Source organism: Chryseobacterium sp. KMC2 (assembly GCF_016756935.1).
Taxonomy (GTDB): Bacteria; Bacteroidota; Bacteroidia; order Flavobacteriales; family Weeksellaceae; genus Chryseobacterium; species Chryseobacterium rhizosphaerae.
The window spans coordinates 1-18335 of record NZ_JAESIT010000031.1 but is presented as its reverse complement, the minus strand read 5'-3'; the positions used below and the strand labels follow the sequence as shown (position 1 = coordinate 18335).

The 18335-nt window shown below is 37.1% G+C and carries 10 protein-coding genes and 1 rRNA gene; 8 read left to right on the top strand and 3 right to left on the bottom strand.

The window, feature by feature from the left end; genetic code table 11:
- The first annotated feature begins 12 nt into the window (after window positions 1–12).
- From JML65_RS22700 to JML65_RS22665, 8 genes are all read left to right on the top strand, one after another.
- Window positions 13–3171: a SusC/RagA family TonB-linked outer membrane protein gene (locus tag JML65_RS22700; RefSeq protein ID WP_202272372.1), complete on the top strand. Its 3159-nt coding sequence runs from the start codon at window positions 13–15 to the stop codon at window positions 3169–3171.
- Window positions 3172–3188: 17 nt separating this feature from the next.
- On the top strand, window positions 3189–4721 hold the full coding sequence (locus tag JML65_RS22695) for a SusD/RagB family nutrient-binding outer membrane lipoprotein (protein ID WP_202272370.1): 1533 nt from the start codon (window positions 3189–3191) through the stop codon (window positions 4719–4721).
- 81 nt (window positions 4722–4802) lie between these two features.
- Window positions 4803–7148 (top strand): phosphocholine-specific phospholipase C, encoded by a 2346-nt coding sequence (locus JML65_RS22690; RefSeq protein ID WP_202272368.1) that lies wholly within the window; start codon window positions 4803–4805, stop codon window positions 7146–7148.
- 196 nt (window positions 7149–7344) lie between these two features.
- Window positions 7345–7923, top strand: coding sequence for a hypothetical protein (locus JML65_RS22685; RefSeq protein WP_202272366.1), 579 nt, complete (start codon window positions 7345–7347; stop codon window positions 7921–7923).
- 104 nt (window positions 7924–8027) lie between these two features.
- Complete coding sequence (locus JML65_RS22680) at window positions 8028–8828, top strand: WxL protein host-binding domain-containing protein (protein ID WP_047488560.1); 801 nt, start codon at window positions 8028–8030, stop codon at window positions 8826–8828.
- Window positions 8821–11574 (top strand): hypothetical protein, encoded by a 2754-nt coding sequence (locus tag JML65_RS22675; protein WP_202272364.1) that lies wholly within the window; start codon window positions 8821–8823, stop codon window positions 11572–11574. The genes JML65_RS22680 and JML65_RS22675 overlap by 8 nt, the downstream gene beginning before the upstream one ends.
- A complete protein-coding gene (locus JML65_RS22670) occupies window positions 11571–12104 on the top strand; it encodes a hypothetical protein (RefSeq protein WP_115920954.1) in 534 nt (177 codons plus the stop codon). The genes JML65_RS22675 and JML65_RS22670 overlap by 4 nt, the downstream gene beginning before the upstream one ends.
- 10 nt (window positions 12105–12114) lie before the next feature.
- Window positions 12115–12684: a hypothetical protein gene (locus JML65_RS22665; RefSeq protein ID WP_202272362.1), complete on the top strand. Its 570-nt coding sequence runs from the start codon at window positions 12115–12117 to the stop codon at window positions 12682–12684.
- 130 nt (window positions 12685–12814) lie between these two features.
- Here the strand turns inward: JML65_RS22665 and JML65_RS22660 are convergent, their stop codons facing one another.
- The 3 genes from JML65_RS22660 to rrf form a co-directional block, all read right to left on the bottom strand.
- Window positions 12815–14710, bottom strand: a complete 1896-nt coding sequence (locus JML65_RS22660) for a SusD/RagB family nutrient-binding outer membrane lipoprotein (RefSeq protein WP_202272360.1) — start codon at window positions 14708–14710, stop codon at window positions 12815–12817.
- A 17-nt stretch (window positions 14711–14727) separates the two neighbouring features.
- Window positions 14728–17634 carry a SusC/RagA family TonB-linked outer membrane protein gene (locus tag JML65_RS22655; protein ID WP_202272358.1) on the bottom strand — a complete coding sequence of 969 codons (2907 nt, stop codon included), beginning with the start codon at window positions 17632–17634 and terminating at the stop codon, window positions 14728–14730.
- A 421-nt stretch (window positions 17635–18055) separates the two neighbouring features.
- A 5S ribosomal RNA gene (rrf, locus tag JML65_RS22650) occupies window positions 18056–18163 on the bottom strand.
- Window positions 18164–18335: the final 172 nt, after the last annotated feature.

The window sequence follows — 18335 nt, the reverse complement described above, 5'->3', positions numbered from 1 at the left end:
GCCTTCAAAAAAATGAAGAAGACTTTAGCTACTTTTGCAATTTCTCTGCTTCCTCTTTACTTTACAGCTCAGGAAATTAATATTTCAGGAAATGTAAAATCTGAAAACGGAACAAGTGTTTCCGGAGTCAATATCACTGACAAAAACACCGGTAAAACGGCAAAAACCGATGATCTTGGTAATTTCACCATCTCGGCTAATCCCAAAGACATTCTTGAATTTTATGCTCCGGACTTTTCTTTATACACTATAGAAGTTTCTTCAAAAAAACAGTATACGGTGACCCTGAAAAAAGTAAATGAAAAACAACTTGAAGGTGTTGTTATCACAGCTTTGGGGATTGCAAAGAAGAAGGAAAAGATTGGGTATTCTACCCAGGAAGTAGGCACCAAACAGTTTGAAACGGTTACTACACCAAGTATAGGAAATTTATTTTCCGGTCAGGTAGCCGGTCTTAATGTATCCAATCCTACCGGAATGCAGCAGGCTCCGGATTTTACTTTAAGAGGAAACTCCAATCTGGTTTTTGTGATTGACGGGGTAATTGTAGAAAAAGAAGTTTTTCAAAACCTGGATCCAAACAATATTGAAAACATCAACGTTCTGAAGGGAGCTACCGCTTCTGCATTATATGGTTCCAGAGGAAGGTATGGAGCTGTTCTTATTACCACTAAAAGTACTAAAAAGAAAGGCTTTTCTGTAGAATTCTCACAAAACACCATGATTACCGGAGGCTTTACCAATCTTCCGAAAACCCAAACTGAATACGGAAACGGATCCCATGGAAAGTATGAATTCTGGGATGGAGCAGATGGTGGTGTGAATGACGGAGATATGATCTGGGGTCCAAAATTCACTCCCGGACTTCAAATCGCACAATGGAACAGCCCTATAAGAGATAAAGTAACAGGTCAGATTGTCCCTTGGTATGGAGCCGTGACAGGAACCCAGTACAATGATAAATCAAGATATGAAAGAGTTCCCATCGACTGGAAGTACCATGATAATTTAAATACATTTCTGAAGCCGGCAGTTATCAACAATAATAACTTCTCTATAAGCTATAAAAACAATCAGGATATATACAGACTTTCGGGGAATTTCATGAATTATGATGACCGGGTTCCCAACTCTTATCTACAGCGTTACGGTGTGAATTTTTCTTCGGAAAATCACTTAGGGGAAAAGCTGATCTTCAATACAAAATTTAATTTCAACCAGACCTTTACACCGAGTACCCCCAATTATGACTACAATCCAAGCGGACATATGTATACCATTCTGATATGGATGGGTGGTGATGTTGACGGAAATGCACTGAAAAATCATATGTGGGTTCCTGGAAAAGAAGGTACTTCACAGGCAAACTGGAATTATGCATGGTACAATAACCCATGGTTCGGAGCTGAATATTATAAGAATAAGAACAGAACTAATATCATCAATGCTCAGGCCGGTCTGGAATATAAGGCTACAAAAGATTTCTCCGTAAAAGGTAAGATATCTATTGTTGAAAACCACAATAAACAGGAAAAATTAAGTCCTTATTCTTATTTCAATTATGATGCTCCAAGAAGTGGAGGGTATATCCTTAATGATTCTAAAACATGGAACCTCAACTATGATGTATTGGCTACTTATAAGAAAAAGATATCTGAAAACTTTGATTTTACCATCAATGCCGGAGGTTCTACATTCTACTATAAAAATAATATAGACAATAAATCTACCGATGGATTGAAAGTTCCGGAACTGTATACGCTTGACAACTCTATTGGGGCTATAAAATATTACTCCTATCTTAAAGAAAAACTGATTTACAGTGCCTATTCAACCATTGATATCGGATTGTATAACGCCTTTTTTATCAATATTTCCGGTCGTAATGACTGGTCTTCTACGCTGCCTAAGGCAAACAGATCTTATTTCTATCCGTCAGCTTCCGTTAGTGCTGTCATTTCCAACCTTGTCAAAATGCCTGAAGCGATTAATCTCTTAAAGCTTTCCGCATCATGGGCAAAAGTAGCGTATGACTTTAAACCTTATTCTACCAGAAACTATTATGCAAATAACGAAGGAATTACCTTTAATGGAAATCCTACCTTTTATTACCCTACTATTCTGAATATTGAAAACTCTTTAAAGCCTGAACAAACCAAGTCTTATGAATTGGGAGTAAGCGCAGGGTTGTTCAAAAACAGGGTTAGCTTGGATGTCACGTATTTCAGAACTCTGGATTATAATAATATCCTTAAGTTTCCAAGTGCTCAATCATCAGGTTTTACCTCTCAGTATGTCAACGGGAATGAATATACAACAAAAGGACTTGAAATTTCATTAGGATTAGTTCCGGTAAAAACCAAGGATTTCACTTGGAAATCACTGATCAACTGGAGTACTTATGAACAAAAGCTGACTTCCATTTATGATAATATGCCCAACTACAACAATATCAAGCTTGGCGAAAGAATGGACAGCTACTATGATTATACCTGGCAAAAATCTCCGGACGGAAAAGTTATCCTTGATGCAAAATCAGGTATGCCAACGAGAGCAAATGCACCGAGTAACTTAGGGCACTTCAACCCGGACTGGACTTTCGGATTTAATAACAACTTTAAATATAAAAAGATATCCTTAAATATTGGAATCGACGGAAGTATTGGTGGGATAATGAGATCTCAGGTAGTAGAAAAAATGTGGTGGGGAGGAAAACATCCTAACTCTACCGCTTACAGAGATCAGGAATATGCCAACCCGGGAACTTACTACTTCGTTCCGGACGGAGTGAATTATAATCCAACTACAGGACTTTACACCCCTCATACCAAAGCAATCAGTTTCCAGGATTGGGCACAAAATTACCCTTATCAGGCAAGAGTTACCCAGGATGAAAGTGATGTATTTGCCAATGTCTTTGACAGAACTTTTATCAAACTAAGATCTGTCATTCTGGAGTATGATTTTTCATCGTTACTCAATCCGAACGGAGTAATCAAAAGCTTTACCGCAAACATTTCGGCTTATAATCTGGCGATGTGGAAAAAATCTAAAAACCTTTATTCCGATCCTGACTTCCAGATCAAAACAGGCAGAGAAGGAGACATCAGTAATGATATCCAGGATCCTTCAAGCAGATGGTTTGGAATCGGATTTAATCTTAAATTTTAATTAAAGTACAGAATACAATGAAAAATAATATAAATGGTATCACTAAGACTGCATTGCAAAATGGTAACACTGCGAAATGGTTCACTCTAAAATCGCTGCTTATTGCCGGAGCTCTGGCCTTAGTATCGTGTGAATCCAGTCTTGATACGATCAATGAGAATCCAAATGATAAGGCTAGTGTAGATCCCAAAGTACTTCTGACCTATGTTTCAAAAGACGCTTTTCAGATAAACGGTGATAATATGTATGCTTCCCGAATGATGATCGGAACGGATGGCGAGAACACCTACCAGTATATGAAATGGAATGATACCTCTTTCGAAGTCTATACAAAAGGGCTTTTGAACACGGTAAAAATGATGCAGGAAGCTGAAAAAATCAACAATAAAAATTATGTGGCCATCGGTAAATTCTACAGAGCCTATTATTTCTTTAATTTAAGTTTAAAAGTTGGGAGTATTCCTTACAATGAAGCTATAAAAGGAGAATTTGGAATTACCCAGCCCAAGTATGACAGCCAGGAAGCTGTAATGTCCGGAATTTTATCTGAACTGAAAGAAGCCAGCAACCTTATCAATTCCAATGATAAGATCGAAGGTGATATTGTCTATAACGGAGATGCTGCCAAGTGGAAAAAGCTGATCAATGCTTTCCGTCTGAAAATACTCATCACAATGTCTAAAAAAAGCACGGTTGGAAACTACAATATCGCCACAGAGTTTGCTTCTATTACAGGAAGCCAGCCTTTGATGACCTCCATTGCCGATAATGGTGAACTTAAGTTTGCAGATGCTGCGGACAGCCGGTACACTATGTTTAACAACAGTGGTTACGGATCTAGTTTATACATGGCTGATTATTTTATCAATATGTTCAAGACCAGACAGGACCCACGTTTGTTTACATTCGCAGCCCAGACTACCGGTGCAAAAGAAGCAGGAAAAGCAATTACTGATTTCACAGGATATAACGGAGGAGATCCTACCTCTTCTTATTCTGATAATGCAGCATTAATCACAGCAAAAAATATTTCTAAGGTAAATGACCGTTTTTATAAGGATCCTACCAATGAGCCATCATCAGTTTTAAGCTACTCTGAACAGGAGTTTATTCTGGCCGAAGCTACAGCAAGAGGCTGGATTTCCGGATCGGCAAAAACACATTATGACAATGCCATTAAAGCAAGTTTCAGTTTTTACCAGACCTATGTAAAAAATCCTAACCAGTATTTTGCAGGGTTCAATGTGAATCAGTATTTGGCAACTCCATTGGTAGTTTACGATGATGCCGCTCCTCTACAAAATCAGCTGGAAAGAATTGTCACTCAAAAATACATGACCATGTTCCACCAGGCACAATGGACCTCGTATTATGATTATCTGAGAACAGGTTATCCAAATTATCCTCTGAAGGCCGGAGTTCCTGCTCCATTCAGGTTCAGATATCCACAGTCTGAGTACAATTACAACAGCTCTAATCTAAAGTCTGCCCTTTCGGCACAATATGGAGGAAATGATAATATTAACTCCAAACCTTGGTGGCTTCAGTAAGATTTTAATTATTTTTATATTCAACAAGAAATCGCAGGAAAATCCTATTAACTTGCGGTTTCTTTCTTATTACGATTGAACATGAACAGAAGAGAATTTTTAGAAAAATCGAGCCTTTTATTGGCCGGATTGGGAACTTCAAGCGTTCTTCATCCTTCTATCTTAAAAGCTTTAGCCATTGAACCGGCGGCACTGTCTACTTTTTATGATGCAGAACATGTTGTCATCCTGATGCAGGAAAACCGTTCTTTTGATCATGCTTTTGGTGCTCTTAAAGGAGTAAGGGGATTTTTAGATCAAAGGGCTTTTGTAAAACAGGACGGACAGTCTGTTTTTTTTCAAAAGGATAACAACGGAAAATATGCCGCTCCTGCCAGGCTGGATCTTAAAAATACAAAATCCACATGGATGAGCTCCCTACCCCATTCATGGTCTGATCAACAAAAAGCCTTAAACAAAAGAAAATATGACCAATGGCTTCAGTTCAAAGCCTCAGGAAATAAAGATTATAAAAACATCCCGCTTACTTTAGGATATTACAACCGTGAAGATCTCCCGTTCTATTATCAGCTAGCCGATGCATTTACTATATTCGACCAGTATTTCTGTTCTTCACTTACCGGAACTACTCCCAACCGTCTCTTCCATTGGTCGGGATCTCTTAGGGAACAGCAAAATGGTAAGGTAAAAGCCAATGTTTATAATGACAATATTGATTACGATAAGGCCAGGCAAGCCAAATGGAAAAGTTTTCCCGAAATTTTAGAAGAACAGAATGTTTCATGGCGGATTTATCAGAATGAAATAAGCCTGCCAAAAGGAATGTCCGGGGAGCAGGAAGCATGGCTAAGTAACTTCACAGATAATCCTATTGAATGGTTTTCAAATTTTAATGTTAAATTCTCAAAGGGGTATTTTCAAAATATTCCCAATATCATCAGCTATCTGAAAAAAGAGATTGAAAAAAATCCCGATCAGAAAATAAGACTTGAAGCTATCATTACTGAATTGCAGGAAGATCAGGTAAAATATCATCCTGATAATTATTCAAAACTTTCCCAAAAGGAAAAAAATCTTCACGAAAAAGCGTTTACCAACAATTCTAATGATCCTGATTTCTGGAATCTGGAAATTGGAAAAGACGAAAACGGAGAAAGATTAGTCGTTCCAAAAAGTGATGTCCTGTTCCAGTTCCGAAAGGATGTAGAGGAGAAAAAACTTCCCTTGGTCTCATGGCTGGTAGCGCCTGAACATTTTTCCGATCATCCGGGATCTCCATGGTATGGGGCATGGTATATTTCTGAGGTTTTAAATATTCTGACCAAAGATCCTGAAACCTGGAAAAAGACCATATTCATCATTAATTACGATGAAAACGATGGATATTTCGACCACGTCCTTCCTTTTGCTCCACCCGTAAATCCAAGTCAACCGGTTGATATGAATGGAAAAGAAGGAGTGGAATATGTGGACAAATCTCAGGAATATATGTCTAAGCTCTCATTACAGGATCATGAAAGAATTGAAGGTACCGTAGGTCTGGGATATAGAGTTCCTATGATCATTGCTTCGCCATGGACAAAGGGAGGTTTTGTGAATTCAGAAGTGTCGGATCATACTTCTGTACTGCAGTTTCTTGAAAATTTTATCAAGAAAAAATTCAAGAAAGATGTTCATGTGGACAATATCAGTGACTGGAGAAGAGCTGTTTGTGGAGATCTTACTTCTGCTTTTAACTCTCCGAATGTAAAAGCTCCTCAAATGGACTATCTGAATCAAAAAGATTTTGCAAAAACCATTAATGCAGCCAAAAACAAACCAGTTCCTGATTTGAAATGGTATTCTGAAAATGAACTTAACGGTAATTTACTTGAGATTCAGGAAAGAGGTTTGAAACCATCCAATCCGCTTCCTTATCATTTCCATGTTAATCTGGAAGGAGGAAAGATCAGAATGTCCAATTTAAAAGACAATGGTGTTCCTTTGCTGTTGTATGACAGAACCCAATTCAACAGTACAGATTATCATTTTTCATATGCTTTATATGCCAAACAGGAGTTATCGCACCCTGTACGTGCTGCTATTTATGATTATGAAGTTTTCGGTCCTAATGGATTTTTCAGAAAATTTAAAGGAAATTCCAACCCGGAAATAGAGGTTATGCTCATCAATCATACTCCCAAGAACCAGGTAGAGCTGATTTTCAGAAATAATCAAAAAAGAAATATTTCGATACATTTAGAAGACCTGTATGAGAAAAACAAGAAAACTATATCCCTGCATCAACCTGAAGAAAAAATACTGATTGATCTCAGTAAAAACAAAGGCTGGTATGATCTAAAAGTAACCATGGAAGATTATAGCTGGCATTTTGCAGGAAGAACAGAAACCGGAAAAATTTCGGTCTCAGATCCCCATTGGGCTTAAAATATTCTCAATAATTTCACAAAAATCCTGTACAAAACGTACAGGATTTTTTTCATATTACGCCTCACAAATTCTTTATTATTCCTCAATCATATTCAAATATTAAGATGTGGTATGTAATAATATAAAAAAACATGTGTATTTTTTTCATAGTATGTTGAATTTTATTAATTTCACTCAACTAATTATTTACATCATGAAAAAATTAAAATTAACAATGGCAATGTCTTTATTAGCAGTTGCTGTATCTACTACTATCAGTGCACAAGATACCAATACTGATAGTCATACGATCACCATTTCAATTCCTGAAGTTGCACTGGTTGACATTGAACCTTCTGCTACTAAAAACCTTACACTGGGATTCACAGCTCCTACTGAAGCCGGAGATCCTATTATTCCAAGTACTGCCAACACTACGCTTTGGCTCAATTATTCTTCTATCAAATCTGTTGCTGATCCTACACGTAACGTAACTGTAAGCCTTAATGCCATCATTCCTGGCGTAGATATTCACGTAACTGCAGCTGCAGCTACCGGAGCCGGGGCAGGAACATTAGGACTATCTGCAGGATTATTAACATTAAGTGCAGCTGACCAAACTATTATTTCAGGTATTGGAAGTGCCTACACAGGTAATGGTGCCAATAACGGACATAATCTTACCTATGCTCTTGCTGCAGGAAGCGGGCCTGGGGGAGTCGCAGCTTATGCAGATTTACAGGCAACAGCCAGTACACTAGCTACCGTTACTTACACCATATCAGACAACTAGAATTTAAATAAAATTCAATTCTGTATTTCAAAAACAAGAAGAAATTGCCTGTCAGTTTCTTCCTGGTTTTGTATTATTTAATGATTTAATCCAAACTTTATATAATGATAAAGCGTATTCTTCTTTTTATCACCCTGATTTTGCAGTTTAGCTTTTTACATGCCGGCATTGTGATTCTCAACGGGCTTACGCATTCTTATAAAATAGAAAACGGAAAAGTTTACAAAGGGAAAATAGGTATCGAAAATACTGGAAATACGGCTCAAAGTGTAAAATTATTTTTGCAGGACTTCGCCTACAATGCCGATGGGACCACCCATTATACAGCATTACATACCAATAAAAGGACTAATGGTGACTGGATTAAACTGAATACAAATCTAATCACGCTGAAAGGGAAAGAAAAAACAGAGGTATTTTATGAAATCACCGTTCCTGATCAGGTGGTAGATCCGGGTAGTTACTGGAGTGTAGTGATCGTAGAACCTGTGGATGATATAAAGCCCAGTGATAATAAACCCGGAGTGAATATCACCTCTGTAATACGGTATGCTATTCAGGTCATCACAGACTATGAAACAGAAAAGGCCAAACCGGACCTTAAGTTTGAAAGTGTGAAAGTAGAAAAAGAAGATGGAAAGCAAACCGCAAAAATTGCCATAGCCAATAAAGGAAACCTTTACTGTAAACCAACAGCCTCTATTGAAATCTACAACCGTAAAACAGGAGAAAAATTGGGAACCTATGCAAGTTTAACAATGGGGCTACTCCCTTCTACCTCTAAAACATTTTACATCGATATCAGTAAAATACCACCGGATAAATACCGTGCTATGATAATGGCCACAGACGAGGAAGAGAATGCTTTTGCACTCAATGTGGATTTAGAAGTAAAAAATGATTAGAACTTGGACATTATTTATTACCCTACTCTTTTTCCCGGTATTTATTTTTTCTCAGAAGCAGTCAGAACGATTGATCAGTAAAAAAGATAGCCTAATGCCGGGAATGTCTACGTCTATTCCCTTTACATTAGAAAATAACTCGGATGAGAGCAAAATCTATGACATTTCAACTACTGTTTCAAATCCACTTATTACCCCAATTTTAGAAAAGGGAGAATTCCAGATTGCTCCTCATGAAACTTCAGTATATCTTGTTCCTTTACGCATTGCAGCAGAAACCGCCCAAGGTTTCTATTCAGTAACATTATATATTACAGACCGTCATACCGGAATATCCTTTGTAAAATCCTCAAAAATTGTAGTTTCCGGCAATAGAAAGCTATCTGTGACCGGATTAGATTCTCCCGAATTTATAAGGGCCGGGGAAACCATCCGTTCTTCTTTCCTTTTAAAAAATAATGGAAATGTAACTGAAGATATCATTCTGGAAAGCAAAAATGCCATTCTTGATCATGATGCATTACTGGTCTTAAACCCCAATGAGTCGAAGATCATTAGTATCCACAAAGTAACTAATCCGGAACTCCGGCAAAATGAGTTTCAAAACCTGAATCTGTCAGTCTATCCAAAAGGGAATCCTAAGGAAAATCAAAGTATCTACGTAAGTACTCAGGTTATCGCTGTAAAGCCCACAGAAAATGACATTTACCACAGACTTCCCGTGTCTGCCTCCCTATCCTTTATCGGAATGCAGAATATGGGTGTTTACAATGACGGTTTCCAGGGAGAGATTTATGGTAAGGGAACCCTGGATAAAGAAAATAAAAACCAGATTGAGTTTCGTGCCGTCACACACAATCCTATAGAATTTAATACCTTCACCCAATATGAAGAATATTTTGTAAACTATAAACGGGATAACTTTTTTGTTCACCTTGGTGATAAAACTTATGCTTCATCCTATTTAACGGAGTTTGCAAGATATGGCCGCGGAGCGGAAATCCGATATGACTTGAATAAAGTAAGTCTGGGTGGTTTCTATAATCATCCCCGGTTTTTCAGAGATATTAAAGATGAGTTTAATATCTATTCAGCCTTCAGGATCCGAAAAGAATCAGAACTGTATGTAGGATATCTTTATAAAACTCCAAGAGAAGGGGAAATCAATTACAGTAATGTAAAATTAGACTCTGACGCTCATCTTCCTTATGCTAAGGGAAAATTTAAAATTTCAAGAAACATTAACCTTTCCGGAGAGTTTGCCTACAGTACCACCAAAAAAACAGACGGAACAGCTTATATGCTACAGGCTGAAGCTATTTTTGAAAGGTTCAACGGAAATGTAATGTATATCAAAGCAAGCCCGGACTTTGCAGGGTATTTTACAAATACCGATACCTTTAACGGCAACATTTATTATAATATTTCCAAAAAGTTAAGTGTTTTCGTTAATTATATGCAGGATGCCAAAAATTTTCAGCGAGATACCTTGCTACTGGCTGCACCTTACAGAAAATACTTCCAATATGGAGTGCAATATAAATATCTTCCTACTGGTTTCATTGTGCTTAATAACGGATATCAAACCTATCAGGATCGTTTGGAACCCAGACAGTTTGACTATTATGAGCGATACTTCAAGGTAAGTATCAATCAGCAGATTGGCATATTTCAGATGAATCTTGAAGGGCAGTTTGGTAAAACGGATAATTATCTGACAGGGTTGAATGGGGATTCCAGTTTTTACTCCGCCAATTTCTCATTTCAAAAATTCAAAACATCTTTTAATCTATTTGGAAGCTATGCGATCACTTCAAGGTATCAGCTACAAAATCAAAAGATCTTTTATTACGGAGCCAGAATCTTCAGTCAGTTTTCTGATAAAACCAACCTAAGTCTTTTTTACCAGAACAATTATATGCCTGAAGAATATTTCAAAGACAGAAATTTATTTGAGCTTCTGTTCCATCAGCAGTTATTTTCCGGCCATGAGGTTGACCTTTCGGGAAGATATTCACTGCAAAGAGGAGAAATAGGAAATAAAGATTTTATATTTTCAATGCGTTATACCTGGCGTCCTAATATTCCAGTGCAAAAAACCGCCGAATACATTACTTTATCCGGAAATATCAGTAATCTGGGGATAAAAAAGACAGAGGGGATAAGATTAATGCTTGGAAGCTATTTATCAATTACGGATAAAGAGGGAAACTACTTATTTAAAAATGTGATTCCCGGTAATTATTTCCTGGAAATAGACCGTTCCACCACAGAAATTAATGATATCCCTACGTTGGCATTTCCAGCAGCACTTTCGCTTATTAATAAAGAAAATATCTTTAATTTCGGATTAACTACAGCAGCCAGTGTACAGGGGCATATTCAGTTTGTAGAAACAGCGGACAAAGACCAGACAGGTATTTCTGAATGGCTAGCTAAAAAAGATAGGAAGAAAAAGGAAAGTATCATTATAGAAGCGATCAGCAATGATCAGACCTACCGTAAAATCTGTTTTATAGGTGAGGATTTTGACTTTACTTATCTCCGCCCGGGTGACTGGACAGTGAAAGTGTATCGAAACGGTCTTGATAAGCGTTATAAAATTTCAACCAATAAATTCCAGTTTACTTTAAAACCTTCTGAAACAAAAAAGCTAAGCATTCACGTTGTCAAACAGCAGATAGAAATCAAGTATCAGCAGGAGTCCTTAAAAGTAGGCTATAATGAAATAAAAAAGAAGAAATGATGATGATCCGTTCCATAGCATTAATAACATTCTTTATTCTATCCGGTTCAGTATATTCCCAGACCGCTACCAGTACTGTTACCCTAACTTTACCTGTAGTAACGTTAATGGATGTTGAACCTACAGGAAATTTTACGTTGAATTTCACAGCCCCTACCGAGGCTGGAAATGCTCTGGGCAATCCGACTCCCAATACATCAAAATGGATCAATTATACTTCTGCTATTGCTCCCGGAGGACTTACCAGAAAAATTACAGCATCTGTAAGTAAAGTGATTGATGGTGTCAATATAAGACTACAGGCTGCTGCTGCTTCCGGAGCAGGAGGAGGAACATTGGGAACTTCTTCAGGCCAGGTTACTCTTACGGTCACACCTGTTACCATTATTAGTGGTATTGGAGGTGCTTACACGGGAAATGGGGCAAACAACGGTCATAGGCTTACCATTTCATTAGTTACGGGTAATTATGCTCTTTTACTGCCACAGGCCAATACGGCGGTTACCATTGTTTATACCATCACTGAATAAAAATTGAAAAATGAAAATCAAGAGTCGCTTTCTCAGAGAAATACGCTTACAAAAATATCTATACCTTATTGCTTTCACAATGAGCAGTTACCTGAGTGCGCAAACCATAAATGCCAGTGGAAGTGGCTGGACCGTAAGCGTACCTTCTATTACTGAAGCAGGAAATAATTATGCCGGAACTTATGAGAGTGCCACTAACATCACAACATTATCCGGATTTCTACCGGGATCTTTTTTAAATCTTCTTTCAAGTGGAGCTGCCAAGGTCAGTATGCATTATAATCCTGTTTTCTGGAACAGTGCGCTGCATCTTTACACAAGAAGAAGCGGAGGAAGTACTGTTATTAATGGACTTTGTATTCTTTGTACTGCAACGATCAACGGAGGAACTACTTATCTGGAAATCCCCCCAACAACGGATACATCATTTTTTACAATAAACTTTACCGGAGTTTTAGGACTTGGTAACAGTGTCAATTTCTCAGCAATTAATGTACAGTTTCAGATAAGCGGTGTTTCTGTAGTCATTCCTGCTAAAGCATATAGTGCACAAGTAGTTTTTACCATAGGCCCAAATTAATTTTTTTAAACCAGTCTTTTAATAACATCTGTAGAAAGTGAGTCCTATAATTCTGATCGTTAATTATGAGATCCATATAAAAAAAGTCCTTCATCAAATGATAAAGGACTTTTTTGTATATAATTTTTTATTAATGCTTTGCCCACCAGAGAGGTGTTAAAACAGCATCAGCTCCTCCAAGCAACTGCACTGCTTTATCATAGCCGGTTTGGTCAGTATTTCTGAATGTACTAGGATATCTTAATCTTTGTGGGAAATTCTGAATAGAGTTAGTCATATAGTTTCCTGAATTTAAATTAGGCAAATTCACCAATGGAGTTTCCACGGCCGGATTTTCAAAGAATGGCAATCCTAATCTTCTCTGATCATTCCAGGCTTCTAGCGGAAGCCAAGGTGTATTGGCTAAATATTTTTGTGTGATGATCTTCGTTAGCTTATCATTTTTAACTGATCCGTTTTTGTAAATAGTATTGACAGGATATTTAATATCAACTGAAACCAGATTACCCGTTGCAGGATCTTTATATTTCATGCTATGACTCGCTCCGGGTTCTGTTATATGAGTATAAGAAACAGAAGTTCCGTCACGGTTATAATCTGTGGAAGCAATATACTGTCCATAAAATTGTGATACTCCATTATAAGTAAAGCTGTCCTGTATTCCTTTATTATAAGCAGCTTCATCACTCATTGGAACAGACCATCCTTTTAAGGCTGCTTCTGCCATAAGGAAATACGTTTCCCAGCTTGCAAAAAATATCCTGGAGTTTTTACTTTCTCTGTATTGCTTACCTAATGCAGGCATACATCCCACGACATTTCTTAATGCATTTCGCTGTCCTTTTACCCCCCAGTTTCCAATGGTATAAGCATTCCAGGTATTCACAGTATTGATTGTGATTTTAGAATTATCTGCAAAAGTAAGATCACCATAATTGGTGGTAGCCTGGTTAGTGTAGGTTGGATAAAGAGAATAAACAGGGCTTGTCAAATCGCCCGGAATATAGAATGTTTTATAAGCTCTTGGGTCAATTTTATTAGGGAGCCCATCCAGCCAATATCCGGCACTAGGATCATTTGTCATTGTTGTAAACTGTTGATCATATTTTATTCCCACATAATCAGGGGCTTTCACAGCAGTATGCTGGGCTGAAGGCAGCTGATCCGTAGAATTAATTCCTCCTAATCCAATATACATATTATTGAGCGTCGCTGATAAGATCTGAGAATTCCATTCTCTGGACATTACTCCTGACAAAGGATCCCATCCTGTTTTCTCTGCTACGGTAAAATTATCTGCACTTGTAGCAATAATCATGTTTGAATTAGCCGCTGCTTCAAACTCAGCTTTTGCTTTTGCAGGATCTACTTCGGCAATTCTCATGGCAATTCTCATTCTCATAGAATTGGCATATTTTACCCATTTACTCCAATTAAAACCATATACCATATCATAGGCATTGGGGTTATTTGGAACACCTTGATTGGTATCCATTTTAGCTACAGCATCTTTCAGTTCATCCAAAATAAAATAGTAAACATCCTTTTCAGAATTAAAAGTTGGATTTACTCCCTGAAATGCCTGGATAGGCTGTGGTCCAAAATTATCAGAAAATTCACTCATTAAGTAAGCTCTCCAAATTCTCGACATTTGAATGATATTGTCATAATAGGGTTTATTCTGTCCATTAGCCTTTTTTTCATTGGCAATCTGAATGGCCGCATTCACATTGTTCTGCCATTCGGAAATATATTTCCAATATTCAGAAGTCCAGGAATCATCATATGATCCTCCGGCGATTCCTGTAGTCAGATGTTGTCTCGCTGCAGTTTTCCAATAAAGAACAAAAACACGTTCTGCAATATTGGGATCCTGCTGCGCTCCTAAAATGGAGTTATTTAGAAAATATTCCGGTTCAGATTTACTGATATCAACAGAATATGGATCTTTATTAATGTCTTCAAAATCATTACATGCAGTACAACATGCAGTCAATGTTATTAAAGATAAAATATATTTTTTCATGATGTTAATTTTGAAAGTTAAAAGCCTAATGTAATAGTGAACAGGTAAGATCGCGTAGTAGGAAATGCCATATTTTCAAATCCTACAGCATTTGAATTGATGGCAAATACAGATTCCGGATCTATTCCTTTTGCTTTGCTGTATATCATCCATACATTATTCGCTGTGAACGAGACTTTAGCGCTTTGTAAAGCTAATTTCTGAAAAATACTTTTCGGGAAACTATAAGAGACCTGAATATTTCTTAACCTGATATTGGTGGCATCATAAATATTTTGCTCTGTGATTCCAAGATTACCGGTTGTAACAGCAGCCCAATAATCCTGTTGTGTCACTTCCTTTGTATTATTTGTATACCCACCACCAGCTTGTGCTACTACGGCATCAACTACGAAATTGTCACGTCTTCCACCCGGAGCAGTATCAGCGGCAAGCCCTGCTCTTTGAAGTGCCACCTGAGTTGAAGAGAAAAATTTCCCTCCAATTCGCCCATCAATCAGAAAAGAAAGTCCAATATTTTTATATACAAAACTATTGGTAAACCCAAACAAAGCTCTAGGATTTTGATCTCCCAGATAAGCCGGATCCGGTGCTGCTTGAGGCAATCCATTTTCACCTACAATGAGCTTTCCAAAGTAAGGACTATTAGTGTCCTCCACTCTTAAAAATTTCGTCCCGTAAATGGCACCATACGGTTTTCCAACTTGTGCAAAGAATCCAGCATTATCAAAACCGCCTAAAGGGTATATGGATACCTGATCATTAATCTCATCAATCACACTTTTCAGCTTAGAAAAATTAGCATTTATGTTCCATACAAAATTTTCATTTTTAAAGATGTCTGAATTGGCAACCACCTCGATCCCTCTGTTATGAAGACCTCCTGAGCTTATCTTCATTTTTTCATAGCCTGAAAGAGGGTTCATTGGTAAATCAATCAATTGTTTTGTAGCGTTATTATTAAAATAACTTACATCTAATGATACTCTATTAAAGAATTTAAGGTCTAAACCAACTTCAAAAGTTTTCAATTTCTCAGCTTGCAGATTGGCATTATAAAGAATCTTTTTTCTACTCAATATGATATGTCCTGTGGGATCTGTGGAAGGTACATAATCATTATATAATTCATAAGGATTAAGAGAGTTACCTGTTACGGCATACGCTGCACGTAATTTAGCAAATGTCAATACTTTTGAAGTTGTACCATTCATTTTGTTCAACATTTCTGTTAACACTAAAGAAGTACTTATAGAAGGATAAAAATAAGATCTGTTTTCAAGATTTAAAGTGGAAGACCAATCATTTCTTGCTGTCGCATTAATGAACCAGTATCCATCATAATTGATTTCCGCTGCTGCAAATACGGAGTTAATCTTTTTCCAAAAATCAACCTCATTATTAGCTATAGCAGCAAGATCACTTGTATTACTTACGCTAAATACATTGGGAAGAATAAGATTTTGAGTCGCAAAGTACATTGCCTTTGTTCTGCTTTCCATCATTTGCCCATATACGGACACTGATCCACCCCATTTTCCAAATAAATTATCTTTCTTAGCAGTAAGACTTGCTATATAATTGTTTTCATAAAACTTCTCTTCATTTGTTGCATAAGAATTTTTACGTGAAGATCCTGTCCACACCCTTGCATCAGAATTCAAAGAATAAAAATCCGTACCTAGTCTAACATCTGCACTCAACCAGTCATTGAACTGGTATTTAAGATAACCATTTAATAAAAAGCGGTCTTTCTTGTCAGCATTAAGAGCATTATAAGCCGTCCAATATGGATTAATTCCATTAGGGGTAATCCAGCGAGATGTCACTTCATTTTGAGTTTGCCCTTCACGATAGCTCCTTATATCAATATCCTGAGGCATAAGAAGTATAGTAGGATAATAATTACCATCTCCTTGACCTCCAGAAGGTCTATTTTTAGCTTTTGTACTGATATATTGCGCCTTCATCTCAGAAGTCCATCTTTTATTGGCTCCAAAAGTTGAATTCATTTTAGCCATAAAATTAAACCTCTCATATTTTGAATTAGGAATCTGGCTGTTATCATTTAAATAATTAGCTGAGGTATATAAGCTGGTCCCTTCGCCCAGATTTTCCTGAAAGCTTAAAGTATGCTGTGAATTGATCCCGGTTTTGAAAAAATTCTTTAAATTATCATATCTTTTCGCTCCAGATGTTTCAAAACTTGGCCCCCAAGAAGATGTATTATCACTATTAGCAGGATTTGGTATACCGGTAAGTCCCAGACCAAAACTTTTCTGCATATCAGGTTTCATAAAAAGAGTTTCAAAACCTAAGCTTGTAGAATAGGTAATTCCTAGTCCTCCTTTTTTCTTACCCGTTTTTGTCGTTATCAAGATAACACCGTTACCTCCTCTTGAACCGTACAATGCAGAAGCTGCCCCTCCTTTAAGAACAGAAATACTTTCTATGTCATCAGCATTAATATCGCTTAGTCCATTTCCCATATCCAGATCCGGATTCCAGAAATCATTATTATAGTTTCCGTCGTTTTTCCGGGGTTTGGATCCCAGACTGTTACTTAAAGGAACCCCGTCCACCACAATAAGAGGTTGATTATCGCCTTTAAATGAATTAAATCCCCTGAGGTTTATTCTTGAAGAAGATGCAGGTCCAAAACCGGCTTTTATGACTTGTAGTCCAGAAACCTTTCCTACCAAAGCATTGGTAACATTTGTTTCTTTAGCATCAACAAGGGTCTGTCCTTTCACATCCTGAAAAGAATATCCCAAAGCTTTCTTCTCCTTTTTAACACCATAAGCTGTTACAACGATCTCATCAATTTTCGAAGCTTTAGTTGAGTCAGTATTCTGTGCATACAACCCATTAAAGCAAAAAAATACAGACGGGAGAAGTCCTATCTTAAATATTGTTCTATTCATATAATACATAATGATTTGAACAAATATAATATTTTAACAGTATTTAATAGTATACCATTAAAAATTAAATAATATACATGAAAATAACATTGATTTAATGGGAGTTATCTAAATAAAAGTTAATGATTTCCGGGTATATATATGGGAAAATTGAAGATTTATAAATGCGAAAAACGTTTGAGAACTATAGAAAATTCAGAAATTAAAAAAAGAAAAGAAAATTAGAGTTATCTAAAAAAATAGAAATCTATTTATTGATAATTGGAATGATGAATAATGAGTTAAGAGTTGAGAGCTAAGGGCTTATAGTTAGGAGTTGAGGGTTGACAGTGCTATTACCTATCACCTATTACCTGAGTTGGGTATAAAGCAAAAAAAATCCTCTATCTTGCGATAAAGGATTTTTTAAAAATAAAATAAAAACTGGCGGCGGCCTACTCTCCCGCGTTAGCAGTACCATCGGCGCTGGTGGGCTTAACTTCTGTGTTCGGAATGGGAACAGGTGAGCCCCACCGCTAAAACCACCCTAAATAAGGTATATAACGTGTGATTATGATTAGCATAATACACTCGTGTTTTAATTCGATAAAAACTTTCACAAAGAGCTAACCTTGCTGCACTTTCGTGCGCCATATTAGGCTATAAATCTACGGGTAATTAGTACTACTCGGCTATGACATTACTGTCTTTACACCTGTAGC

What these genes read in the sequence shown, in the direction of transcription:
- JML65_RS22700 (WP_202272372.1), top strand. Translation starts at nt 13, where the DNA reads ATGAAGAAGACTTTAGCTACTTTTGCAATTTCTCTGCTTCCTCTTTAC.
- JML65_RS22695 (WP_202272370.1), top strand. Translation starts at nt 3,189, where the DNA reads ATGAAAAATAATATAAATGGTATCACTAAGACTGCATTGCAAAATGGT.
- JML65_RS22690 (WP_202272368.1), top strand. Translation starts at nt 4,803, where the DNA reads ATGAACAGAAGAGAATTTTTAGAAAAATCGAGCCTTTTATTGGCCGGA.
- JML65_RS22685 (WP_202272366.1), top strand. Translation starts at nt 7,345, where the DNA reads ATGAAAAAATTAAAATTAACAATGGCAATGTCTTTATTAGCAGTTGCT.
- JML65_RS22680 (WP_047488560.1), top strand. Translation starts at nt 8,028, where the DNA reads ATGATAAAGCGTATTCTTCTTTTTATCACCCTGATTTTGCAGTTTAGC.
- JML65_RS22675 (WP_202272364.1), top strand. Translation starts at nt 8,821, where the DNA reads ATGATTAGAACTTGGACATTATTTATTACCCTACTCTTTTTCCCGGTA.
- JML65_RS22670 (WP_115920954.1), top strand. Translation starts at nt 11,571, where the DNA reads ATGATGATGATCCGTTCCATAGCATTAATAACATTCTTTATTCTATCC.
- JML65_RS22665 (WP_202272362.1), top strand. Translation starts at nt 12,115, where the DNA reads ATGAAAATCAAGAGTCGCTTTCTCAGAGAAATACGCTTACAAAAATAT.
- JML65_RS22660 (WP_202272360.1), bottom strand. Translation starts at nt 14,710, where the DNA reads ATGAAAAAATATATTTTATCTTTAATAACATTGACTGCATGTTGTACT.
- JML65_RS22655 (WP_202272358.1), bottom strand. Translation starts at nt 17,634, where the DNA reads ATGAATAGAACAATATTTAAGATAGGACTTCTCCCGTCTGTATTTTTT.